Source organism: Cyclobacteriaceae bacterium (assembly GCA_030584025.1).
In the GTDB taxonomy this organism is placed as follows: Bacteria; Bacteroidota; Bacteroidia; order Cytophagales; family Cyclobacteriaceae; genus UBA2336.
In genome coordinates this window covers 297832-321712 of sequence record CP129487.1, presented here as the reverse complement: position 1 = coordinate 321712, position 23881 = coordinate 297832, and the positions used below count along the sequence as shown (strand labels likewise).

Here is a 23881-nt window from a genome sequence, read left to right as displayed (position 1 = left end):
GCTTCTCCAGGAGTCGCGCTGCTCTTATGATTATTTCTCAAGGCATTTAAAATAAAGTACTATGAACATCTTAAAATTCGGAGGTTCATCCGTAGGAACCCCGGAGCGGATTAAACAGGTGATCGCCATCATAAAAAATAAACTACCGGGTGAAATGGCCGTAGTGTTCTCAGCCTTTGGCGGTGTTACCGATCAACTCATTCATTGCAGTCAGTTGGCGCTGAACGGCAATCTTGAGTACAAAGCAGAACTTGCCAAGCTGGTCGATCAGCACCTCAATGCTGTACGCGATCTGATTTGCATCTCCAGACAAAGTGGAATTCTTGCGCAGGTTACCATTCAATTCAATGCCCTGGAAGATGTACTGCACGGTGTTTACCTGGTGAAAGAACGCACACCCCGTACGCTGGATTATATCATGAGCTTTGGCGAACGCATTAGTGCTTACGTCATCAGCGAAGCTATGCGCGAACAAGGTATCGATGCTGAATTTCTGGATGCACGACAAATCATTCGTACAGACGATCAGTTTGGCTCAGCACAAGTTGATTTTGAAATTACCAACAAGTGCATTGTTGATCATTTCAAGCAACATAAAAAAATCCAAGTCGTTACCGGTTTTATTGCTTCTTCTGAATCAGGTGAAACCACTACGTTAGGTCGAAGTGGTTCTGATTATACGGCAGCACTAGTAGCCGGTGCGTTGAAAGCAGAATCACTTGAAATTTGGACCGATGTAGATGGCATACTTACAGCCAATCCAAAGCAAGTTAAGAAAGCGTTCACGGTACCCGAGTTGAGTTACGAAGAAGCCATGGAGCTCTCCCATTTTGGAGCCAAAGTAATTTTCCCTTCTACTATGCGACCGGCCATGGCACATCACATCCCCATCTGGATAAAAAATACATTCAACCCCAATGGTCGCGGAACGCGTATCAGCGCACAAAGCACAAATGGAAAATTGATAAAAGGCATTTCATCTATTGATACCATTTGTTTGCTGAACATACAGGGCAGTGGCATGGTTGGTGTAGTAGGTGTTTCGATGAGGCTGTTCGGTGCATTGGCACAGGAGAAAATAAATGTTATCCTGATCAGTCAGGCGTCATCGGAACATTCCATCTGTCTTGCTGTAGAAAAGCATCAGGCAGGAAAAGCTAAAAAAGCAATTGAGAAGGAATTTGAATATGAGATCAGCAGCAAACGAATTGATGGCATTGAGCTGAACGACAATCTGAGTATCATTGCCTTGGTAGGCGATGGTATGAAGCATCATTCCGGTACCAGCGGAAGAATGTTTTCTGCCCTGGGGAAAAATGGGATTAATGTGGTGGCCATTGCACAAGGCTCATCGGAGCGAAATATCTCCGCTGTTATTTCCAAAAATGATACAGCAAAAGCTCTATCCGCCCTGCACGATGCCTTCTTTCTATCGAACACAAAAACCATCCACTTATTTTTAATTGGCACCGGGCTAATCGGAAAAACATTAATACAACAAATCCATCAGCAACTCAATAAACTGCTCACATTCAACAATCTTGAAATTAAGCTTGTAGGACTTACCAACAGTCGCAAAATGCTATTGAATCAAGATGGTATTGCAGTAGATGGCGCTTTACAACAACTTAACGATCATGGAAATGAAGCTAGCCTGAAAGCGTTCAAAGAGACCATTATTCATTACAACCTTCCCAACAGTATATGCATCGACTGTACCGCCAGCGAAGCCGTGGCCTCTGTTTATGAATCATTGTTGGCTGAGAATGTGGCGATTGTAACACCCAATAAAAAAGCAAACTCAGCAGCTTACGATTCGTACGCTTCCATTCGCAAAACCGTTCGCGATCATGGCATTCAGTTTTTGTATGAAACCAATGTATGCGCAGGGCTACCGGTAATCAACACCTTAAACGATTTACTGTTAAGTGGCGATTCCGTGCAACGAATTGAAGCCGTGCTGAGCGGCACATTGAATTACATCTTTTCATCGTTCACAGCAGGCAAGCGATTTAGTGATGTAGTGGCCGAAGCAAAAGCTTTGGGCTATACCGAGCCCGATCCGCGCGATGACCTGAGCGGAATGGATGTGGCGCGTAAAATCCTTATCCTGGCGCGAGAAACCGGGTTGAAACTGGAGTTATCGGATGTAACAGTGGAGAGCCTTGTTCCGGAAAATTGTACCGGTGAACTTTCATCGGATGAATTTCTCGAGCGATTAAAAGCATCAGATGACTATTTTGACCAACTTCGATCGGAAGCGGAGCGCCAACAGAAAAAACTCCGCTACCAGGCATCGTTGAACGATGGCAAGATCAAGGTCGGCCTTGCTGCCGTTGGGAACGATCATGCATTCTACTCCTTGTCGGGAAGTGATAACATCATTCAGTTCATCACCACTCGCTACAGTGAACGACCCATGGTCATCCGCGGGCCTGGTGCTGGTGCAGAGGTTACAGCAGCCGGTGTGTTTGCTGATATCATTAGAATTGGAAATAATATACGGTAATGAAGGATACGAATTGGATAAAAGCCTTTGCTCCCGCAACCGTAGCCAACGTGTCGTGCGGGTTTGATGTGTTCGGCTTTGCCTTGCATCATCCTGGAGATGAAGTGCACGTTCGGTTAAATGATTCCGATAATGTTACGATAACCAAGATTACAGGCGACAATAATTTGCTTCCGCGCGAAGCACACCTGAATACGTGTGGTGTTGCCGTGCAGCAGTTTCTTCAAGCTGCAAACCTTCCATATGGTGCAGAAATTAATCTTCACAAAAAATTACCACTTGGCAGCGGCATGGGTTCCAGTGCGGCCAGCGCAGTAGCAGCACTGGTGGCTATAAATCACGCTACTGGAAATAAGCTCTCTAAAAAAGAATTGCTACCCTTTGCTATGGAGGCCGAACGAATCGCTTGTGGTTCGGCCCATGCCGATAATGTTGCGCCTGCTCTGTTGGGTGGTTTTGTATTGATCCGCGATAAAGAAACATTAGACATCATCAACATACCAGCTCCTCCTGAATTAATGTCCGTGGTTATTCATCCACACATTGAAATTAAAACGAGTGATGCACGACAAGCATTGCGCAAAACACTTACCCTTGGCGATGCTGTAAAACAATGGGGCAACACAGCCGGGCTCATTGCCGGCCTGATGAAAGAAGATTATGAGCTGATCGGTCGGTCGTTGGAAGATGTAGTAGCTGAACCGGTTCGCGCTATTTTTATACCGGGCTACTATCACGTTAAACAAGTTGCACTGCAGGCTGGTGCATTGGGTTGTGGTATATCCGGTTCGGGGCCATCGGTTTTTGCATACTGCAGAGGTGAGGCAAATGCGCAGGCTGTTGCAAGTGCCATGCAGGCAGCTTTTCAAGAAATACACCTTAAGGCCGACAGTTATATTTCAAGTATTAATTCAGATGGTGCACGGGTATTATCATCTAAATAAAAATCTGTAACATGAAGTATTACAGCTTAACTACGCCATCACGCAAAGTTTCCTTTCAACAAGCCGTACTGCAAGGACTTGCTCCCGATGGTGGTTTATACATGCCGGAATTCATACCTGAATTATCAACGGACTTTATCCGTCAGTTACCTTCACTTTCTAAAACAGACATAGGTTTTACTGTTGCACGGTCTTTCGTTGATGAACGAATTCCGGATGAAACACTCCGTGAAATTATTGATGAAACTATCGCCTTTGATTTTCCGCTGGTTACATTGGAAGAAAATGTTTTTGCCTTGGAGTTATTTCATGGGCCAACACTTGCATTTAAAGATGTAGGTGCACGGTTTCTTGCGCGCGCACTCCAGCATATCGCACAAACCACCCACCAGGAAATTACTGTACTGGTGGCCACCTCAGGTGATACCGGCAGCGCAGTAGCGCATGGCTTTTATAATGTGGAAGGCATACGTGTGGTCATCCTATACCCAGCGGGTATGGTGAGTGCACTGCAGGAAAAGCAATTCGCTACACTGGGAAGAAACATACAAGCTGTTAAAGTAGCGGGCACGTTTGACGATTGTCAGCGGTTGGTCAAACAAGCCTTTCAGGATGAAGAACTCTGCAAGACAAAATTTTTAACATCGGCCAATTCCATAAACATTGCGCGATTAATACCTCAATCATTTTACTATTTTTTTGCCTGGTCACAACTTAGCACATCTAACGTAGTCTTTTCTGTTCCGAGCGGAAATTTTGGCAATCTTACAGCAGGTGTGTTGGCTAAGAAAATGGGATTGCCCATCCATGCCTTTGTTGCGGCAACCAATGCAAACGATGTGGTTCCTGAATATCTTCACACCAATGTATTCACACCGCGTGCATCAACGCAAACCATCAGCAATGCCATGGACGTAGGCAATCCCAGCAACTTTCCGCGGTTGCTTGCCCTGTATGATAATGATTGGGATTCCATAACAAAGGAAATCTACGGCTACGCATTTACAGATACCGAAACTCGAAAAGCTATAGCAGATGTCTTTGCGAAAAAAAATTATATTCTTGATCCACATGGGGCGGTGAGTTACCTGGGGCTAAAAAAATATTTAGCTGATAATCCTGAAGCAAAAGGCATATTTCTTGAAACAGCGCATCCTTCAAAATTTCCGGACGTGGTAGAATTCGCTATTCAGCAATCTATAACGCTTCACCCGGCTTTAGCCGAACTTGCCAACAAACAAATTCAATCCGTATCGTGTACTTCAGATTTCTCAGATTTTAAAAAACTGCTGATGGAGTACTGAAATAACAAACTACCAAACACTCGTCAGCCAAAATTTTTTACGATTTCGTTTACATTAATTCCGTGTAACGCTTATGTTAGCAGATCAGATGATCAGTAATAGAAATTAAAATAATATTTAGTCATTCATAGAAACCGCCTCGCTAAAACCGGGGCGGTTTCGTTTTAAATAAGCATCGACTAACTAACAGTTGTTCATGAATAAGCCTAAAACATTGTTTGATAAGATCTGGGATGCGCACGTTGTAAAACAAAAGGAGGGCTACCCCGATGCACTCTTTATCGACAGGCATTTCATTCACGAAGTAACCAGTCCGCAGGCGTTTGACGGGTTGCGCAAACGCGGTATACCTGTATTCAATACCTCGCGTACAACCGCCACAGCCGATCATAATGTACCAACCAAAGATCAGCACCTTCCCATTCGGGAAGCGTTATCGCGACATCAAGTAGAGACGTTAAGAAAAAATTGCGCGGAGTTTGGTATTGAGCTTTATGATCTCGGGCATCCGTTTCAAGGCATCGTGCACATCATCGGCCCTGAGTTGGGATTAACCTTGCCCGGCATGACCATTGTGTGTGGTGATAGTCATACCTCCACACATGGCGCGTTTGGAAACATTGCATTCGGTATTGGCACCAGCGAAGTAGAACAAGTACTTGCCACACAATGCATTCTGCAACACAAGCCTAAAACCATGCGCATTGAAGTAAATGGAAAACTTGGCAAAGGTGTAGTGGCTAAGGATATCATCCTGTATATCATTTCAAAAATATCTGCGAGTGGTGCCACGGGATATTTTGTTGAGTACGCAGGCAGTACCATTGAAAGTCTATCGATGGAAGCGCGCATGACCATCTGTAACATGAGCATTGAGATGGGTGCCCGTGGCGGATTGATTGCACCCGATGACACTACGTTCAACTACATCCGCGGAAGAAGGTTTGCCCCACAAGGGGAAGCTTTTGAAAAACTAGTTGAATCATGGAAGCTATTAAAGACCGATAAAGACGCAGCATACGATAACGTATTGACTTACGATGCGGCAGACATAGCTCCGATGATCACTTATGGAACCAATCCGGGCATGGGCATTCGGGTTACGGATAGAATTCCCACGACTGAAGAATTGAAGGAGATTAATGAAAAAACATCTTTCACAAAGTCACTGGAATACATGGGGCTTGAGCCCGGCTCAACCTTGCTTGGCAAACCAGTCGACTATGTTTTTATCGGCAGTTGTACGAATGCGCGCATTGAGGATTTGCGCCTTGTGGCCTCCATTGTAAATGGAAAACAAAAATCGCCTAATGTAGAAGTTTGGGTAGTGCCCGGATCAAAGCAAGTGGAAGAACAGGCGCGCAAAGAAGGGCTTGATAAAATTTTTGAAGCAGCCGGATTTGAATTGCGCAGCCCGGGCTGTTCAGCATGCCTGGGCATGAACGAAGATAAAATTCCTGCAGGCAAGTACTGCATCAGCACCTCAAACCGAAACTTTGAAGGAAGACAGGGCCCGAAGTCGAGAACATTTTTGGCGAGTCCGTTGAGTGCAGCTGCGGCTGCGATTACCGGAAGGATTACCGATGTACGAGAATTAGTTGACAAATAAACAATTGACAGTTGACAACATTGTCAACTGTCAACTCAATTATAAAACAATGAAAGAAAATTTTACAACATTAATATCCACGACAGTACCCCTACCGGTCGAAAACATTGATACCGATCAGATTATTCCTGCTCGTTTCCTAAAAGCTACTACGCGTGAAGGCTTTGGCGAAAATCTGTTTCGCGATTGGCGTTATGATGGGGATGGGAATCCAAAATCGGATTTCATTCTCAATGATCCAACATTTCAGGGTAAAATTCTCGTAGCCGGAAAAAATTTTGGGTGTGGAAGCAGTCGCGAGCATGCTGCGTGGGCCTTGTATGATTACGGATTCCGTGTTGTAATCTCCTCCTTCTTTGCCGACATCTTTAAAAACAATTCACTAAACAATGCCTTGTTGCCTGTTCAGGTGAGTGATGCATTTTTGAAAAATACATTTCAACTCATTGAAAAAAATCCGCAAGCACAAGTTGAAGTGAATCTTGAGACGCAAACCATAACACTTCCGGATGGAAACTCAGAAACATTTGAGATCAACCCATACAAGAAGGCGTGTCTGATTAATGGGTATGATGATATTGACTACTTATTGAGTTTAAGAGATGAAATAAAAGAATTTGACATAAAAGCTGCGAGCCTTGAGCTATGAGTTACTAGCTAAAGGCTCGTAGCTCACAACTCGAAACTATTGAAGATGAAGAAAAGAATAACCATACTCCCCGGAGACGGCATCGGCAAAGAAGTGACAGCCGAAGGAAAACGTGCGTTGCAAACTATTGCCGAGTTATTCGGTCATGAGTTTGAATTTACAGAAGGACTGATCGGTCATGAGGCAATCGAAAAAACAGGAGTTGCCTTACCTGATGAAACCTTGGCACTACTGAAAAAATCAGATGCGATTTTATTTGGCGCAGTGGGCCACCCGAAATACGATAACGATCCAACCCTGAAAGTAAGACCCGAGCAAGGGTTGCTGAAAATGCGCAAGGAACTGGGCTTGTATGCCAACCTTCGCCCCATTAAACTTTTTGACGAATTACTGCATGCCTCCAGTATTAAACCCGAAATTCTCAAAGGTTCGGATATTCTTTTCTTCCGTGAACTGACAGGTGATGTGTATTTCGGTGATAAAGGACGTAAAGACGAGGGCAATACCGCCTATGATTTGATGATCTATCAGCGCTACGAAATTGAACGCATTGCACACAAAGCCTTTCAAGCAGCACAAACACGCAAGAAAAAAGTTACTTCAGTGGATAAAGCCAATGTGTTGGAAAGTTCGCGACTGTGGCGCGAAGTAGTGCAGCAGGTGGGAAAAGCGTACCCGGATGTAACGCTGGAGCATCAGTTCATTGATGCGGCCGCCATGAAACTGATTCAAAATCCGCGCAGCTTTGATGTTGTGCTCACCGGAAATTTATTTGGCGACATCCTTACCGATGAAGCCTCGCAAATTGCCGGCTCAATGGGCATGTTAGCCTCCGCTTCCGTTGGCGATTCCATCGGGTTGTACGAACCCATACACGGTAGTGCGCACGACATCACCGGAAAAGGAATTGCCAATCCATTGGCCTCCATTTTATCTGCAGCCTTGTTGTTGGATATTTCTTTTGGCTTAAAAGAAGAATCCGAAACGGTAATCCATGCAGTAGAAGCCACATTGAAAAACGGATTCAGAACCAAAGACATTGCCGACAATAAAACAAGCAAAGAAAATACCCTGAACACACCCCAGATGGGAAGCAAAGTGCTGGAGCAAATTGAAAAAGTGGCCAGTAAAAAAATTCTAAACCCTATATCCTGAATTCTAAATCCTGATTTTATATGAGCAACAAAATACAAATCTTCGACACAACCCTTCGCGATGGCGAACAGGTACCGGGATGTCAACTCGCAACAGAAGAAAAAATAACCATAGCCCGTGAACTCGAAGCACTTGGCGTTGATGTGATTGAAGCCGGATTTCCGATTTCAAGTCCGGGGGATTTTCTTTCGGTGATTGGGATTTCGCGAGCGGTGAAAGAGCCTGTCGTCTGCGGACTAACACGAGCGAAACAAGAAGACATTGACGTTGCAGCAGAGGCGTTACGATACGCCAAACGCGGGCGTATTCACACCGGCATCGGCTCAAGCGATGTGCACATCAAACACAAATTCAAAAGCAACCGTGAACAGGTGTTGGAGCAAGGCGTATGGGCCGTACAGTATGCCAAATCGAAAGGATACGAAGTAGAATTTTACGCAGAAGATGCGGGCCGCGCTGACCTGGCATTTTTAGCGCAGATGATTGAAGCTGTTATCAAAGCTGGCGCGGATGTAGTCAACATTCCGGATACGACCGGATACTGTTTACCTCATCTCTATGGAAAGCGGATTCAATATTTATTTGATAACGTGAGCAACATCGATAAGGCCATTGTTTCCGTTCATTGCCACAATGATCTGGGTATGGCTACGGCCAATACCATTGAGGGGTTGTTGCATGGAGCAAGACAAGCCGAAGTAACCATTAACGGCATTGGTGAACGTGCAGGAAACACATCATTGGAAGAAGTGGCCATGATTTTGAAAACCCATCAGGATTTAGGGTTTCACACCGACATCAAATCCGAAAAAATATACGGCATCAGTAAACTGGTAAGCAAAATGATGCGCATGCCCGTACAACCGAACAAAGCCATTGTAGGATCGAACGCATTCGCGCACTCATCGGGCATTCATCAGGACGGCTTTTTAAAACATGCTGAAAACTACGAAATCATCAACCCGGCTGATGTTGGCGTGAACTCCTCCTCGATTGTTCTCACGGCACGAAGCGGAAGAGCCGCACTGAAGCACCGACTGGAAGTGTTGGGCCATAAAATTGAAGGACAAGATCTGGATATCGTATATGAAAATTTTCTGATCATGGCTGATGAAAAGAAGCAGGTTAATGATCAGGATCTGGAAGTGTTGGCTGTTAATATTCCGGTATTGGCGCGTTAGAGAGCGTCTAACTTTTTTTGCAGTACTTCAGGAACCATTGCCATCTTTCTTTTTTCATAATCAAAGCAGATGATACCGGTTTTGCCGCGTGCCGTTTCTTTACCGGTGGTATTGTTGGTGATTTTATAAAATAGGTCAAACCCGTACTTATGAAATTCCCCAAGGCCAATTTCAATGCGTAATTCATCACCAAAAAAAGATTCGGATTTATAGACAATGGCTGCATCAGCTACCACCTGTCCAACAGGGCCATCCAACTCAATTTCGTTCTTAAAGCCCAGACTCCTGTAAAATAAGGCACGTGCCTCTTGCATTAAGGTAAGAATGGAGTCGTTGCCCACATGGTTTCCGTAATTCAAATCAGAAACCCGAACGGGTAAGTCAATTGAAAAAATAAATTTTTCTGGTAAGTCGATGTGTATTCTTGCCATAAGTAAAAACTTTGATAAAAAACCTCACGCAAAGTCGCCAAGTCGCAAAGGGCTCGCAAAGCATTATCTACTTCTCCTTGCTTCCTGCATACAGTTCATACTCCAACAGCCGGCAATCTAATTTGGCGTTATAAAATTCAATTCTGCGTTTTGCCTTCAACCCGATTTTCTTGGCAAGATCAAGATTGCCCGTGAAAATATATCCCATGTATCCCTGGCATTTTTGTTTCAGAAAGTCGCCTAACCGTTTGTAGGTTTTTTCCAGATCGGCCAGCTCGCCCATGCGTTCACCGTATTCCGGATTGAAATAAATAACGCCATTTCCCTCCGGTATTTGTGTACGTTCAAAATCACATACCAAAAAGCTAATAAGTTTTTCAACACCCGCTACTTTCGCGTTTATTCTTGAAATGTTAATAGCATCTTTTTGTATATCCGTGGCTACGATCATCAACCCAGGTATATCCTTGACTTTGCGTTGAATTTTCTGAAGCTCGTTTTGATACACGCTTTCATCATACCCCAACACATGCATGAACGAATAATTCGTGCGAAACAATCCTGGCTTTCGGTTAGTTGCCAACAAGGCGGCTTCAATGGCCACCGTGCCTGATCCACACATGGGATTAACAAAAGGCGAATTCCTATCCCATTGCGTAGCCATTACCGTGGCACAGGCTAACGCCTCCAGCATAGGCGCTTTTCCCGGAATTTTCCGATAGCCATGTTTGGCTAATGTTTGACCGGAGGTATCCAGAAAAATTTCAGCTTGATTATCTTTCCAATATAAATGGATAACCGTTTTGTCTAACTCCGGTCCCGAGTTCGGGCGCTTGCCGGTTTGCTTGCGCATGCGATCAACAATGGCATCTTTTACTTTTACATTAACAAACAATTCATTGTTAATCGTTGGGTTATCCACATTACTGGTCACGGAAAAATACCCCTCTGCATCCAACAGATTTTCCCAAGGATAGTTGACCAGGTGGCTGTAGAGTTGATCGGCATCCTTGGCCTTGAATTCCTTTAACGAATACAACACCTGACTGGCACAGCGCAGATTCAAATTGAGCTTGATGCAATCATTTATGGTGCCCTGAAGTTCAACACCCGTTTGAAAGGTACGCTCCGGAAAAAAGGACAACTCCTCCACCTCCTGTTGCAGGTAGGGCGCCAGGCGTTTGTTGCAGGTAATAACGATGCGGGAGGTTCTGGAAAAATCGGGCATTTCGACCCAAAATTAGGTATTCGCTTTTAAATCTCGTTTTCGTTTATGTAAATTCACAGGCAAATTTCTGATCAATTTTATGAGGCTGTCCCTAAGCATATTTTTAATGCTTGCCATCAGTGCATTGGCAAATGCGCAAATCAAGAACTTATCCCTAAGTTTCTCTGGCAATTATTCCTTGAATGGGACCAAAACCAAATCAAATAAACTACAATTCACGCAATCAGATCCTGCTACAGGTTTTACTGTTACAACCGTAAACGTTGGATCACTTCGGGAGTCCTATTCAGGAAGACCTGGCTTTGATTTCAATGTTCGTGGACAAGTTTATCAGTTCAATAATTTCTTTATCGAGACAGGGATCGGTATAAATTATTCTCGATTCAAAAGAAGTATAGAGGTTGCGGCTCTGTCTGGATCGCAAACTGTACTAGTTCCAGGGGGTACGATTGGTGGAAATTATGGCGTTATTATTGGATCACCGATAGGCAGAGATTCACTAAACCGAGTTATTATAGGGGGACAACCTGGAACTCTGCTTGAGCCGGATGAAAAAATCGGAGAAAGCTCAACCTTATATTTACAGATTCCGGTAATCATTGGTCGCCATTTCTGGAATGAACGTTTTCAGGTAAGAGCTGGATTGGTTATGTCGGCATTACTTCGTGCAACAGAATATAAATCGGGTTATTCTCAATATCAATATAATCAGCTACCTACCCTCTACACCTACAAAGAAACATCTGGAGAAGGATTCAATAACCTGCTTATAAGTGCTTCAACTGAATTTACTTATAGCCTAACAAAACAGGTTGGTATTACCACCAGTCTGCTTCATTCATTCTCCGGAATCTATGATGAAGATAACCGACCGGGTGGAAAGGCCAGACTAACTACGGTTGCCTTTGGCGTGAGATACTCACTTAAGCACTAATTACCGATCCAACACAACCACTTTCTTTCTTCTGCCCAACACAAAGTAATCGTTGTTTACCAATTGCATCAGTAAACCCGAACCAACCAACACGGCTGATACTCCCACTACACCTGCATTGGTGGTGTATTTCTCATCATTAATTACGGTTTCGTTGAACAGATCACCCAAAAACAGCACACCGCCCGCTACGATAAACGTGGCACCAATCGCGCGGATTGGGAAACCAGCATTGCGCTCACTTAAATCAATTTTTTCCAACCGGTAAATAAACGTGGTGTCTTGTCCGATGCGGAAATAATCTTTAGTAAGCCCGGCAATAAATCCAACGGTAAAATGTTCGCGGTCTTTTCGCTTAAAGCGGATGTAATCGCCTTCCTGAAAATACGTAATAACTTTATCTCCTTTTAGAATAACCAAACGGGGTTGTGCCGCACCGGTGAAAACCGATGCCAGGAAAAAGTAAATGAGAATTACATTTTTACTATCCATCCAAACGGATCTGGCTTCTGGCCGCGCTTGATGCCCTCCAACTCGGCATACACCTTATTGGAGAATGTGCGCTGCTCTACAGGCGGAAGATAGTAATCCTTATCGTTATAACCGATTAATTCTATGTGGGCAATAGTAGCGGCCGTACCGGCACCGAAAACCTCCGTTACTTTTCCGCTTTCAATGCCTTCAATCAATTCCTTTACAGAAATTTTTCGCTCCTCCACCTTCATGCCCCATTTGCGGGCCAGTTGTAAAACGCTGTCGCGGGTAATGCCCGCTAAAATAGAATCGCTTAGTGCGGGTGTTACCAACGTGCCGTCAATTACAAACATTACGTTCATCGTACCCGACTCCTCAATATATTCATGATTCTTTCCGTCCGTCCATAAAAGCTGGTGGTATCCTTTTGCCTGTGCCAGCTTTGCCGGATAGATGGCTGCCGCATAATTACCGCCTGCCTTCGCATATCCCGTTCCGCCTTGAGCAGCACGTGTGTAATGGGTTTCAATGCGCACTTTAACCGGAGTGGAGTAATACGATCCCACCGGGCAAAGAATGATCATGAAAGAAAAATCATCTGAAGGCTTAATGCCGATATACTCATCAGCAGAAAAAATAAACGGACGAATGTATAGGGAAGCTCCGGGTGTGTCGGGTATCCAGGCACGATCCAGATCAATCAATGCCGAAAGGCTTTCCATAAAAATTTCTTCGGGAATTGGCGGCATGCACAAACGCTCGCCTGAAATATTCAAGCGCTTCCAGTTATCTAATGGCCGAAATACCAAAGCATCACCCTCCGGATTTTTGTATGCCTTCATCCCTTCAAAAATTGCCTGGCCATAATGTAGTGCCGGTGTTGCCGGACTGATGGGCATATAGCCATACGGCATGATGCGGAAATTCTTCCACTCCCCGTTTTTATAGTCGGCCATAAACATGTGGTCGGTATAAATCTTGCCAAACGGAATGTTGGAGAAATCAACCTCACTAATCCGCGACTTCTTTACCCGCTCTGTTGCGATTTTCATCGTTTCCACCATTTTCTGAAGGGATTTATTTTGGCCGCAAGATAAAAGATAATTCCAAACGAGGCTAACAGATGTTAGGATAAATTCGGCTTCATTTTAACGGTTTAAAAACCGAATTTTAAGATGCACTAAACCTAAAGAATACATATGAGATCGCTCACTATCTTTTATGGAATATTCGCCTTTGTAGGCGGAGTATGCCTGCTCATTTGTTTATACACTGGATATCGGGCTACGTTGAAGGCGTTAACCTGGGAAGAAGCACCGGCCACCATTTCAGATCTATCAGGTAGCACCGTAATTGATTTTGAGTATTACGGACAACCCATACAATTCCATTCTTCATACAGCAGCTCCGATATGCAGGTTGGCGATGCCATTACGGTTCACTACCCGCCCGACAAACCGGATGAAGCGGAGATCAAAGACTTCTTCACGCAATGGTTTGTTCCGTTGTTTCTCTCTGTGTTTGTGCTCACGTTTGGCGGCATTGGGTCGTATGGGTTATCCAAACAACTTAAACGTATTAAAGCTAAACGCGAATTGTTTACGTATGGGAAGGGACGAAAAACTTCATTGCCGGTAACCGAAATAATTTACGACACCTCGTTTAAAGTAAATGGCCGGAGTCCGTTTGTAATCATGTGCCAGTATCACGATGCTGTTTCAAACAAACTGTATGAATTTAAAAGTGAGCACATTTGGTACGATCCTACTTCAATTCTGAAAGCAAAAGAAGGAATTGATATTTACATTGATCCGAATGATCTAACACGATATTATATGGACACCTCTTTTCTTCCAAAGAAAGCGTAGGATTACATCCTGGCTGTCCACGGAGTTTCCGTTGCACCAGTTTCCTGCGCAATTTTGCGCGAAAGCATAAACAGAAAATCAGAGAGTCGGTTGAGGTATTGAATCACCAGGGCATCTGTTTTTTCAACAGCATCCAGTGCAATAACCAAACGTTCGGCTCTGCGGCACACGGTTCGTGTAATGTGGCAAATGGAAACAGACGGATGCCCTCCCGGTAACACAAATGAGCGCATGGGTGGAAGTTGCGCATCCATCGCATCAATTTCCTTTTCCAAAACGGAAATATCATCAACCAGCAAAGCAGGCACTTTTACTTTGGTATTGCTCGGTTCAACAGCCAGTATGGAACCTATGGTAAACAACCGATCCTGAACTTCTACCAAAATTTTTTCGCGTTTCTTGTTCACGTCCTGATCGCGCAGCAAACCAACATGTGCATTCAGCTCATCAATGGTCCCGTATGCTTCAATGCGCAGATCGGCTTTGGATACACGCTTACCGCCAAACAGAGAAGTGCTCCCCGTATCGCCTGTTTTGGTATAAATTTTCATGGATCGGAATTTTGGACCAAGATACGGCCCAATACCGAAAAATGTTAGTGTGCAGCTTCTACCGGCTTTCCTCGCGTGATGTGATCGTTCTTCTTATCCCACTCCACCAAGCCATCACGCAAACGAATGATGCGGTGCGCATAATGCGCAATATCATCTTCGTGTGTTACCATAATGATGGTGTTGCCCTTATCATGAAGTTCCTGAAACAGGTTCATGATGTCGTAAGAAGTTTTGGAATCCAGGTTACCGGTTGGCTCATCGGCCAGAATAATGGAAGGATTATTCACCAGTGCACGCGCAATAGCTACACGTTGACGCTGACCACCAGAAAGCTCATTCGGTCTATGATGCCAACGATCACCTAAACCCACATTGTCCAATGCGGCATGCGCCATCTCATCACGTTCTGATTTTCCATAACCTGCATAAATCAAGGGAAGCGCAACATTCTCCAACGCAGTGGCGCGAGGCAACAGGTTAAATGTTTGAAACACAAAGCCAATTTCTTTATTGCGCACTTCAGCCAGTTCATTTTCCGTCATGTCGCTTACCAGGTGGTTATTGAGCATATAGGTTCCTCCTGTAGGTGTATCCAGGCAGCCAACGATGTTCATCAAGGTTGATTTACCCGAACCAGACGGCCCCATAAAGGCAACGTATTCGCCCTTGTCGATGCTAATGGAAACATCCTGAAGCGCACGCACTTCAGTGGAACCCATTTTATAAATCTTGGAAATATGGTGTGTTTCAATGATTTTCATACCTGGTATAACGATGAACGATTAGGGGTGATAGTTCTATAAATTCCGATTTCAATCAAAAATAAGCCCTTTTTCGGATGATTTACTGGATACTTTCCTAACGGTTACACACCCCGATAAACGGCTTTGCCCATTAGTGTTTACCTGCCTGATTAAATTACACCCGATTCAGCCTTTTTGCTTGCTTTATCATGACGCATTACCCCGTATAAATGTTACGATTTCCTGAATAACAGCATCATCTTTCAAAATGCGGGTATGCCCCAAACCATTTGTTTTCAGTAAACGCGCTGAAGGATAGGCTTTGCATAACGCCAGCGGATGCTCCATGGAAACTTCGTAATCCTTTTCATCATGCACCAGCAACAACGCTAACGGTTGCTCAATGTGCTTGATGATCTCCAGTGCAGTAAATGTATCAAAAGGTTGCCCGTATTTTTTCTGAATGAAGGCCTTGAAGAAAATTTTTGTTTTCTCCGATCCGCCAATGGCTTTCAAATAGGTGTTGATAATTTCATCACCAATAGTAGGACTGGCAATGTTTATGAGCTTCTTAACAGGCAATCCGTTCTTTGCAGCAAACAACACGGCTCCTCCACCAAACGAATGCGCAATGATGGCTTCGGGCGTACCCACTACCTTATACACCTCACGCAAGGTTAGCTCAAACTCTACAATGGTTGTCTCTTTTCCTTCCGATTGCCCGTGCGCTGGTCCGTCAAAACCCACCACCTGGTAACCCGCCTTTATCAACGGCTTAACAAATCTTCGAAACTGTGTAGCCCGGCCAGCCCAACCATGAACAACAATAACGGTCCTATCCGACTGACCCCAACGGTAACACTGAATACGTTTACCGGCAGCATACACCTCAAATTTATTTGCAAACGTTTCGGCCTTGCGCTCTTTTTCAGTAGCCCTATACTTAAGCGGTGTGAAAAATAATTTAGCAAAAAACCGATAGGCCAACGGTGGAGCTACAACCTCCACTTTCGGATATGCCCATCGGATGAATTTCAATAAGGGAGGTGTTTTGTCCTTTTTCTTTCGCATAGCATCAACATACCAAACCGAAAGGTACGGACTACCCTTTGGATTTATGCCCTTTGCGCCATGATTGAGGCTCAACTTCAAAAACTAACACCTGTTATTCAGTTACTTAGTTCAAAGATTTTGAATAAAAACCTGAACCAGTTGCATCAATTAATTCAAGCAATTGTCAATATTTATGGTTCGAATTGTCTGTCTATGAAAAAAGGCTTTACGCTTTCAATTTTAGTGCTTTTAACAATTGCCGGATTGGCTCAAAACCGGTTTTGGGTGGCATCTACACCCGGAAATTGGAACGATCCTGCAAATTGGTCGACTACCTCTGGCGGGGCAGGCGGGGCCTCAGTACCCATAGCTGGCAACACAGCCATTTTTAACAACCTGGGGTTAGGTACCTGTATTTTGGACATTTCACCTGACCTTAGCGCCCTGACAATTAACACCACATTTACCGGTAGCATTGATCTTCCGGGAAATCGTATCCTTACAACTACAGGCACAAATACGTTTGCAGGCGGGACGGTAACTTCAGGAACAGGTGCCTCATTAACCTTAAGCGCATCCGGAACAACTACCTTTAGCGGAACACAATTCAACGTACCGGTTGATGGCAATACAGCCGGACTAAACTTCAGTGGTTCTGTTTTTAACAATCCAGTGAACATCACGAAAACGGATAACAACACCTATAATGGTCAGGGTGGAAACACCTTTAACAGCACATTAACCATAACCACCTTAGGAGGAGGAGAACTTCGTCTGAGTTTAGTCAACCCCGATATTTATTCTTCTGATGTAGTACTGAATATCAATGGCACCGGTTCAATACTCATGGCTCGCAATGGTGCCGGTAATCAATTTAATGGCAACATAATCATTAATTACAACGCCACAGGCAGTGCCTTGTTTGGTTCTAATGGAGGAACAGCTACGTTGGCAAGCGGAAGAACAATTTCTGCTTCATGCGGAGCGTCAGGTTGTAGAAATCTTTCTCTTGCAAACTTCACCCAGGATGGAGCAACACCACAAACACTCACCCTTTCGGGAAATCCAAACGCAACACTTACACTCGGACCAAACAGTACCTTTAATGGAGCACTGACATTTACATCGTCAGAAATTGTGTTTAACAGCAGTGCCTTTAATGGTACCAGCGTTTTCACACAAACCGGTTCTAATTCGATCGGATCAAGGGGTGGTAATACTTTTCAATCTGCTACATTCAATAATGCAGGGCCTGGCGACATTCATTTAGGTAATAATGGGGCAGATGCAGGTGATATTTTTAATGGTGATGTTGTGTTCAATAATACCGGTGGCGGACGCATACGTATTGGCAGTAACACTGCAGGTAATGTTTTTAATGGCAACCTGACTTTGAATAACACATCTGTTGTTGATGTGCAAAACCGTATTCAAATTAGTCGGTTCAATGGCGCCTCAACTACCATTCATGGAACCACTACCGTAAACAATTTTGGTGAGGCCAGTGATATTCAAATAAGCTTTGAAACAGGCACACTAACAACATTCAACGGTAATGTAATCATCAATAACGCAACCAGCTCACCGTGTGATTTTTATTGGGGCAATGATGGTGATGTAGTGATGAATGGCAATCTGGAAATCAGCAACACGGTTACGAATAACAACCTGCAGTTTAGCACTGGTAATGGAAGTGTAACTTTTGGAAATGGTACCATCAGCATTGGTGCCGGTGGATTTGATATTGGCCAACTCAGATTCAGAAATTTTACGCAAACCGGAACCAACGCGGTTAACTTAACGCTTACCGGAACATCAACCCTTTTACAAGTTGGCCCTGCTGCAACTTTTGGCGGAGATGTTGACCTGCGTGCGCCCCGTATGCTTTTAAGTGGCGTTACTGTTGCTGGAACTGCTTATATAGAAAAAAATGGTGCAACAGAAGATACCGGTGCCGGAAACAATACATTTAACGGAACGACCACAATCGTTAATACTGCCAATGGCAACCTGAGAACGCAGGGCAATAACACGTTCAACTCCACAACGAATTTAACTAACAGCGGTACCGCTTATATGCTGCTGGAACTGTCTTCTGGCAGTACCTATAATGGCGCAGTCACCTTCACCAACACGAGCACAAGCAACATTCGTGTGGCTTACGCTGGAGCTACCACGTTCAATGGCAATCTTATCTTCAATAACCCTTCCGGAACAGGAATTGTTTTTTGTGAATCAGCGGGCGCCACAGCAACACTGGCCGACACGTATACCATGTCCGTTGGAGGATCAGGATTTTCCGTGGGTACATTAAATCTGAATCGCTTTACACAAGTAGGATCAACTGCACAAACCTTAACATTAACAGGAACAGCTATCTTGAATCTTGGACCCGATAGCCAATTTGATGGCGATGTGAATTTTATAAGTCCAAGAGTTTTATTAAACGGGACAATTTTTAACGGCTCCACCTACATCGAAAAAAATGGAGCCAACGGTGATACGGGCAATGGTAATAACACCTTTAACGGAGTAACTACCCTGGTAAACAGTAGCCCGGCCGTATTCCGGACAAACGGAAATAATACCTTTAATGGCGTCACCACCTTTATCAACTCCGGTTCGCAAGACATGTTGTTTGAGTTGAATTCAGGAAGCACGTATAACAATACGGTTACCTTCCGGAATACAGGCAGTTCATCAATACGCGTAGCCTACAACGGTGTAAATACTTTTAACGGAGATATTATTGTCGAAAATCTTACCGGCACCGGGATTCTGTTTTGCGAAAATGCAGGAGGAACTGCAACACTTGCCGACACGAGAACAATTACCATTGGCGGATTAGGTTTTAATGCTGGGGACCTGCGCCTTCTACGATTCACGCAAGTTGGTGCCACTGCACAATCCCTTTCCCTAACCGGCACAGCTTTACTAACACTCGGTCCATCCTCAGCATTTGGCGGAAATGTTACATTCGCTTCCCCACGTGTACTATTGAATGGAACGACATATAGTGGTGATGCCTACATTGAAAAAACCAGCGTAACCGGAGACGATGGTACTGGCGGAAATACATTTAACGGAACAACAACCCTTGTAAACTCAGGTGACGCCTACTTCTTAACCGGTAATAACAACCCCGACATTTTCAACGGAAACCTGATTGTTATCAATCTTGGCGCATCCACAATCCGACTTGCCAACAACTCTGTGGGCAATCAATTCAATGGAAATATTGAGTTAAACTCAACTTTTGGTGGAGGCATTTGGTTTGGAAATGGCGCAAATGCTTCGGCTACTCTTGCTGCTACACGAACGATTGGTGTTGGCGGACTAGGTGTAATTAGCGGTGATGTACGGTTGATTCGATTTACACAAGTAGGATCTACCGCACAAACCCTTAACCTCACGGGAATTGCTATTCTTACCCTCGGCCCTGCTTCTTCTTTTGGTGGAGATGTGGATTTTCGTTCGCCACAGCTTTTGTTAAACGGAACCACCTTTGACGGAACAGCTTATCTGGAAAAAAATGGTGCAGGCAATAATGCCAGCAATGGCGGCAACGTATTTAATGGTATTACTACACTTGTAAACTCAGGAAGTGGATACTTCTATTCAGCCGATATCGCTCCGGATATATTCAATAGTGACCTGACTATCACCAACACTGGTTCTAATGTGATTTCATTAGCCCGTAGTGTTGCTGGAAATGAATTTAATGGTGACATCACGTTTAATTCGACTCTGGGAAGTGGTGGTATTTACATATCAAGTCAGGCAAGTGCATCGTCAACGCTGGCCACGGGTGGTTCACTTCTCGTTGGAGGCCTAGGTTACAGCAGTGGTTATTTAAGCCTCAGAAGATTTACACAATTGGGTGCCGAACCACAAACACTGTTGCTAACAGGCACTGCTGTGCTGGAACTTGGTCCTGCCACCACATTCAATGGTGTTGTAGATTTCCGATCAGCACAATTTGAACTTGACGGAACAACTTTTAACGGAACTACATACCTGGAAAAAACAGGCGCAACAAATAATGATAGCAATGGTGGTAATATTTTCAATGGAACAACTACTATAGCTAACTCGGGCAGCGGATGGTTCCGTTTTGCGTTAACTGCAATAGATCAATTTAACAGTGAACTCACTTTAAATAATTCAGGATCCGGATCTATTCGCCTTGCCGACAACGTACCCGGTACTACATTCAATGGCAACATTATCGTGAATTCTACTGCGGGAGGCGGAATCTTCTTTAGTCAAAGTGGAGGAGGCACAGCAACTTTAGCATCTGGCAGAACAATTTCCGTAGGCGGATCAGGGTTTACTACGGGAGATCTGGCCATCAGAAGATTCACACAATCAGGCGCGACTGCACAAAATCTGGCAGTGACCGGAACAAGCAGACTCATCCTGGGGCCAGGTGTTCTGTTTAATGGAAATGTAAATTTCAGCGGCCCTCAGGTCTTTCTTCAAGGAGGAACCTACAACGGAATAACCTCTATTGCTAAAACCGGTGCAACGGATAATACAAGTACCGGAGGCAATACCTTCAACGCGACAACAACCATTACCAATTCGGGTAGCGGCCAATTTATTCTGGCCAACACAAATCCTGATATTTTTAACGCTTCCTTGTCAGCATCCAACACTGGAACAAGTTGGCTTCGTTTTGCTGAAGCATCAGCTGGTAATGAATTTAATGGCTCTATTACTTTTACCGGTACCTCCGGAAGCGGGATTATAATTTCAAACTCTGCTGGCGGATCTTCTACATTAGCTGCAGGCCAGACATTGAATATTGGATCGTTCACCACGGGTGAACTAAGATTCAGGCGAATCACTCAGGTTGGAGCAACGCCTCAAAATTTAACCCTGACCGGAACAGCCATCTTGACCATTGGTACATCAACCGTTTTCTACGGTAATGTTACATTCCAATCTCCGCAAGTATATTTGGAAGGAGGTACTTTCAATGGTGATGCCTCTATCACCAAAACAGGTGCTACAACCAACAACAGCAATGGAGGGAATACATTTAACGGGACAACAGTCATCACAAATGCGAGTACAGCACAAATGCTCCTGGCAAATGGAGCAGGTGATACTTTCAATGGTCCTGTAACCTTTTCCAAAACATCTACCGGAGTACTTTTTCCAGCATTTAACCTGATCAGTGCTTTCGCATCAAACATAACCATCAACGCCAACTCAGTCATTACATTGGCTGGAGGAACAGGCATCGTAAATTTCGTGGGCGCAAACTCACAAACCATCACCAAAACTGGCGGAACACCCTCGCCCATTTTCAGAAGAATCTCAACCAATAAATCCACTCAACAAATAACATTGGCTACAGATGTTACAGTAAGCGTGAGTGCTGCCTTTGGAACCGGCATAATCAACACCGATGCAGTTAATTTTTTGAACTTTGCTGATAACGCCACAGCCACTGGTGCCAATGATCTTAGTTACGTTGATGGCCCGGTGCGTAAAACCGGAAATGATGCATTCGATTTTCCTGTAGGAGATAATGGATTCTACCGACCGATTTCTATTTCGGCACCCACCACAGCAACGCATGCCTTTACGGCTCAATACTTTAATCAAAATCATTTGCTGGGAAGCCCGGCTGTTTGGGATCCCTCCTTCTGGACAGTAAGTGGTTGTGAATATTGGACGCTCGACAGAAATGTTGGCGCATCCAATGTATTTGTTACCCTTAGCTGGAATGAGGCTGCCTGCAATCTGGGCTACATTACCAATCCGGCTACGCTGCGTGTAACACGCTGGACAGGCACCAACTGGGTTGACCAAGGCAATGGAGGCACAACAGGAACACCTACTAATGGTACCATCATCACATCAGCAGCAGTCACCAGCTTTAGTCCATTTACACTGGCTTCTACCGATGCACAAAATCCGTTACCGGTTGAACTGGAATGGTTCCGCGCAAGCGTTACACCCGAAACTTCGGTCTTACTGGAGTGGCGAACCACATCTGAATTAAACAACGAGGCCTTTGAAGTTGAGCGCTCTAAAGACGGTTTCGATTTTGCACGCATTGCCAGAATTGACGGTGCCGGCACAACAACGCAATCAAGTGACTACTCCTTACTGGATGAACAACCGTTGGCCGGGCTCTCCTATTACCGCCTCAAGCAAATTGATTTTGATGGCACGGTGATGTACTCTGGATTAGTTTCTGTCAGACGCGGGGAAGATCCCTTTATCGTGTATCCGAACCCGGCAGGCAAACAATGGGTAATGTTTAACCGGAAAGTAAACGCAGTGGTAATCAACAACCTGAATCAAATTATTGGCACATATGCAGAAGCTGATGGATTTGATACTTCAAACCTGGCCCCCGGCATGTACATTGTTCGTACCCATCAGGGAGAAATTTTTAAACTGGTAATTCAATAATTACTCGATTGCAAAATCGAATTCATTTTGAGTGTAATCAAACGTATTCAGGTCGTAAACACGTTCGGCAAAACGTACATGATTGCTACGATCAATCAGCAATACGGTTGAGCAGCGGGTTCCGTAATCCGGACTTTTGATAAACATGGATGAAAGTGCCCGCTCGCGTTCCAAACTTAAACCCGTATCAGGAAGTTGATTGTCAGCAGCGCGATTCTCATCGTAGAGCAATTCGAAAAGCGAATGTGCATCGGGTTTCTTCGATTCGAGTAACGCTGCGAATTTAGACTTACCTCGTTCAACTTTTGGCCATGGGGTGTTTAGCAAATGATTACTTAGTCCATAAATTCCGTTTGGCAATAGCTGAATGCTGTTCGAATAATTGGAATAATATAAAAGTTCGTCAGGCCAGCCAAACACCAAATTGAAACCGTTGTATGCTTCGCCTTTGGCCAACACGTGCTGTCCATACTGTTGTGGTTGATCTCCATTCAAAAGAAAATCTGAAACCAGGTGTCCGCGCGAAGGGGCAACTTCTTTTAAATTTCGCAGGTCGCGGTAATTGGTAACCATGCTGATTTTACCCTGCTTCGACATGCCCATCCAGGTTCCGCCTGCTTCCAGGTCGCGCCCGCCCAAAATATGCGGGTGATCTTCCCAAAAATGAGCCGGAGCTGTTTTTCGTTTATAGAATTCATCGCGGTTGGCCGCAATAATCAGCTTGTATTCGGGGTGTTGATTCAGGCCAAAAAAAATTAAGCACATAAACTAATTCGTGTGAAATTCTTAACCGAAAAATTTTAAAGGAAGTTC

General features: G+C 44.4%; 18 protein-coding genes. 10 read left to right on the top strand and 8 right to left on the bottom strand.

Annotation, left to right across the window (positions count from 1 at the left end; translation table 11 throughout):
• Positions 1-61 precede the first annotated feature (61 nt).
• From thrA to QY309_01505, 7 genes are all read left to right on the top strand, one after another.
• Positions 62-2509: a bifunctional aspartate kinase/homoserine dehydrogenase I gene (gene thrA, locus QY309_01535; protein WKZ60171.1), complete on the top strand. Its 2448-nt coding sequence runs from the start codon at positions 62-64 to the stop codon at positions 2507-2509.
• On the top strand, positions 2509-3453 hold the full coding sequence (locus tag QY309_01530) for a homoserine kinase (protein WKZ60170.1): 945 nt from the start codon (positions 2509-2511) through the stop codon (positions 3451-3453). Before thrA ends, QY309_01530 begins: the two co-directional genes overlap by 1 nt.
• Before the next feature lie 11 nt (positions 3454-3464).
• Positions 3465-4757 carry a threonine synthase gene (gene thrC, locus QY309_01525; GenBank protein WKZ60169.1) on the top strand — a complete coding sequence of 431 codons (1293 nt, stop codon included), beginning with the start codon at positions 3465-3467 and terminating at the stop codon, positions 4755-4757.
• Between the two features lie 196 nt (positions 4758-4953).
• Positions 4954-6366 carry a 3-isopropylmalate dehydratase large subunit gene (leuC, locus tag QY309_01520; protein ID WKZ60168.1) on the top strand — a complete coding sequence of 471 codons (1413 nt, stop codon included), beginning with the start codon at positions 4954-4956 and terminating at the stop codon, positions 6364-6366.
• A 49-nt stretch (positions 6367-6415) separates the two neighbouring features.
• A complete protein-coding gene (gene leuD / locus QY309_01515) occupies positions 6416-7015 on the top strand; it encodes a 3-isopropylmalate dehydratase small subunit (protein WKZ60167.1) in 600 nt (199 codons plus the stop codon).
• A 45-nt stretch (positions 7016-7060) separates the two neighbouring features.
• Complete coding sequence (gene leuB, locus QY309_01510; protein WKZ60166.1) at positions 7061-8170, top strand: 3-isopropylmalate dehydrogenase; 1110 nt, start codon at positions 7061-7063, stop codon at positions 8168-8170.
• A gap of 20 nt (positions 8171-8190) precedes the next feature.
• Complete coding sequence (locus QY309_01505) at positions 8191-9351, top strand: 2-isopropylmalate synthase (protein WKZ60165.1); 1161 nt, start codon at positions 8191-8193, stop codon at positions 9349-9351.
• Here the strand turns inward: QY309_01505 and QY309_01500 are convergent.
• Together QY309_01500 and QY309_01495 are read right to left on the bottom strand one after the other, a co-directional pair.
• Complete coding sequence (locus tag QY309_01500) at positions 9348-9782, bottom strand: thioesterase family protein (protein WKZ60164.1); 435 nt, start codon at positions 9780-9782, stop codon at positions 9348-9350. The genes QY309_01505 and QY309_01500 overlap by 4 nt on opposite strands.
• A 67-nt stretch (positions 9783-9849) precedes the next feature.
• Positions 9850-11010, bottom strand: a complete 1161-nt coding sequence (locus QY309_01495) for a class I SAM-dependent RNA methyltransferase (GenBank protein WKZ60163.1) — start codon at positions 11008-11010, stop codon at positions 9850-9852.
• Positions 11011-11116: 106 nt separating this feature from the next.
• Between QY309_01495 and QY309_01490 the strand changes: the two genes are divergently transcribed.
• Positions 11117-11944 carry a hypothetical protein gene (locus tag QY309_01490; GenBank protein WKZ60162.1) on the top strand — a complete coding sequence of 276 codons (828 nt, stop codon included), beginning with the start codon at positions 11117-11119 and terminating at the stop codon, positions 11942-11944.
• On the opposite strand, the gene QY309_01485 is transcribed toward QY309_01490, so the two are convergent.
• Both QY309_01485 and QY309_01480 read right to left on the bottom strand, forming a co-directional pair.
• A complete protein-coding gene (locus QY309_01485; protein WKZ60161.1) occupies positions 11945-12436 on the bottom strand; it encodes a hypothetical protein in 492 nt (163 codons plus the stop codon). It lies immediately after the preceding gene.
• On the bottom strand, positions 12418-13470 hold the full coding sequence (locus QY309_01480) for a branched-chain amino acid aminotransferase (protein ID WKZ60160.1): 1053 nt from the start codon (positions 13468-13470) through the stop codon (positions 12418-12420). Before QY309_01480 ends, QY309_01485 begins: the two co-directional genes overlap by 19 nt.
• A 147-nt stretch (positions 13471-13617) precedes the next feature.
• Here QY309_01480 and QY309_01475 point away from each other — a divergent pair, with 147 nt between their 5' ends.
• Positions 13618-14286: a DUF3592 domain-containing protein gene (locus tag QY309_01475; GenBank protein ID WKZ60159.1), complete on the top strand. Its 669-nt coding sequence runs from the start codon at positions 13618-13620 to the stop codon at positions 14284-14286.
• A gap of 2 nt (positions 14287-14288) precedes the next feature.
• Here the strand turns inward: QY309_01475 and QY309_01470 are convergent, their stop codons facing one another.
• From QY309_01470 to QY309_01460, 3 genes are all read right to left on the bottom strand, one after another.
• Entirely contained in the window at positions 14289-14837 is a 549-nt protein-coding gene (locus QY309_01470; GenBank protein ID WKZ60158.1) for a cob(I)yrinic acid a,c-diamide adenosyltransferase, read from the bottom strand.
• 44 nt (positions 14838-14881) lie between these two features.
• Positions 14882-15601 carry an ABC transporter ATP-binding protein gene (locus tag QY309_01465; GenBank protein ID WKZ60157.1) on the bottom strand — a complete coding sequence of 240 codons (720 nt, stop codon included), beginning with the start codon at positions 15599-15601 and terminating at the stop codon, positions 14882-14884.
• Between the two features lie 189 nt (positions 15602-15790).
• Entirely contained in the window at positions 15791-16735 is a 945-nt protein-coding gene (locus tag QY309_01460; protein ID WKZ60156.1) for an alpha/beta hydrolase, read from the bottom strand.
• Between the two features lie 114 nt (positions 16736-16849).
• On the opposite strand from QY309_01460, the gene QY309_01455 reads away from it, so the two are divergent.
• Complete coding sequence (locus QY309_01455) at positions 16850-23068, top strand: hypothetical protein (protein WKZ60155.1); 6219 nt, start codon at positions 16850-16852, stop codon at positions 23066-23068.
• Here the strand turns inward: QY309_01455 and QY309_01450 are convergent, their stop codons facing one another.
• Positions 23069-23833: an NRDE family protein gene (locus QY309_01450; protein WKZ60154.1), complete on the bottom strand. Its 765-nt coding sequence runs from the start codon at positions 23831-23833 to the stop codon at positions 23069-23071.
• Between the last annotated feature and the right edge of the window lie 48 nt (positions 23834-23881).

What these genes read in the sequence shown, in the direction of transcription:
- thrA (WKZ60171.1), top strand. Translation starts at nt 62, where the DNA reads ATGAACATCTTAAAATTCGGAGGTTCATCCGTAGGAACCCCGGAGCGG.
- QY309_01530 (WKZ60170.1), top strand. Translation starts at nt 2,509, where the DNA reads ATGAAGGATACGAATTGGATAAAAGCCTTTGCTCCCGCAACCGTAGCC.
- thrC (WKZ60169.1), top strand. Translation starts at nt 3,465, where the DNA reads ATGAAGTATTACAGCTTAACTACGCCATCACGCAAAGTTTCCTTTCAA.
- leuC (WKZ60168.1), top strand. Translation starts at nt 4,954, where the DNA reads ATGAATAAGCCTAAAACATTGTTTGATAAGATCTGGGATGCGCACGTT.
- leuD (WKZ60167.1), top strand. Translation starts at nt 6,416, where the DNA reads ATGAAAGAAAATTTTACAACATTAATATCCACGACAGTACCCCTACCG.
- leuB (WKZ60166.1), top strand. Translation starts at nt 7,061, where the DNA reads ATGAAGAAAAGAATAACCATACTCCCCGGAGACGGCATCGGCAAAGAA.
- QY309_01505 (WKZ60165.1), top strand. Translation starts at nt 8,191, where the DNA reads ATGAGCAACAAAATACAAATCTTCGACACAACCCTTCGCGATGGCGAA.
- QY309_01500 (WKZ60164.1), bottom strand. Translation starts at nt 9,782, where the DNA reads ATGGCAAGAATACACATCGACTTACCAGAAAAATTTATTTTTTCAATT.
- QY309_01495 (WKZ60163.1), bottom strand. Translation starts at nt 11,010, where the DNA reads ATGCCCGATTTTTCCAGAACCTCCCGCATCGTTATTACCTGCAACAAA.
- QY309_01490 (WKZ60162.1), top strand. Translation starts at nt 11,117, where the DNA reads ATGCTTGCCATCAGTGCATTGGCAAATGCGCAAATCAAGAACTTATCC.
- QY309_01485 (WKZ60161.1), bottom strand. Translation starts at nt 12,436, where the DNA reads ATGGATAGTAAAAATGTAATTCTCATTTACTTTTTCCTGGCATCGGTT.
- QY309_01480 (WKZ60160.1), bottom strand. Translation starts at nt 13,470, where the DNA reads ATGAAAATCGCAACAGAGCGGGTAAAGAAGTCGCGGATTAGTGAGGTT.
- QY309_01475 (WKZ60159.1), top strand. Translation starts at nt 13,618, where the DNA reads ATGAGATCGCTCACTATCTTTTATGGAATATTCGCCTTTGTAGGCGGA.
- QY309_01470 (WKZ60158.1), bottom strand. Translation starts at nt 14,837, where the DNA reads ATGAAAATTTATACCAAAACAGGCGATACGGGGAGCACTTCTCTGTTT.
- QY309_01465 (WKZ60157.1), bottom strand. Translation starts at nt 15,601, where the DNA reads ATGAAAATCATTGAAACACACCATATTTCCAAGATTTATAAAATGGGT.
- QY309_01455 (WKZ60155.1), top strand. Translation starts at nt 16,850, where the DNA reads ATGAAAAAAGGCTTTACGCTTTCAATTTTAGTGCTTTTAACAATTGCC.
- QY309_01450 (WKZ60154.1), bottom strand. Translation starts at nt 23,833, where the DNA reads ATGTGCTTAATTTTTTTTGGCCTGAATCAACACCCCGAATACAAGCTG.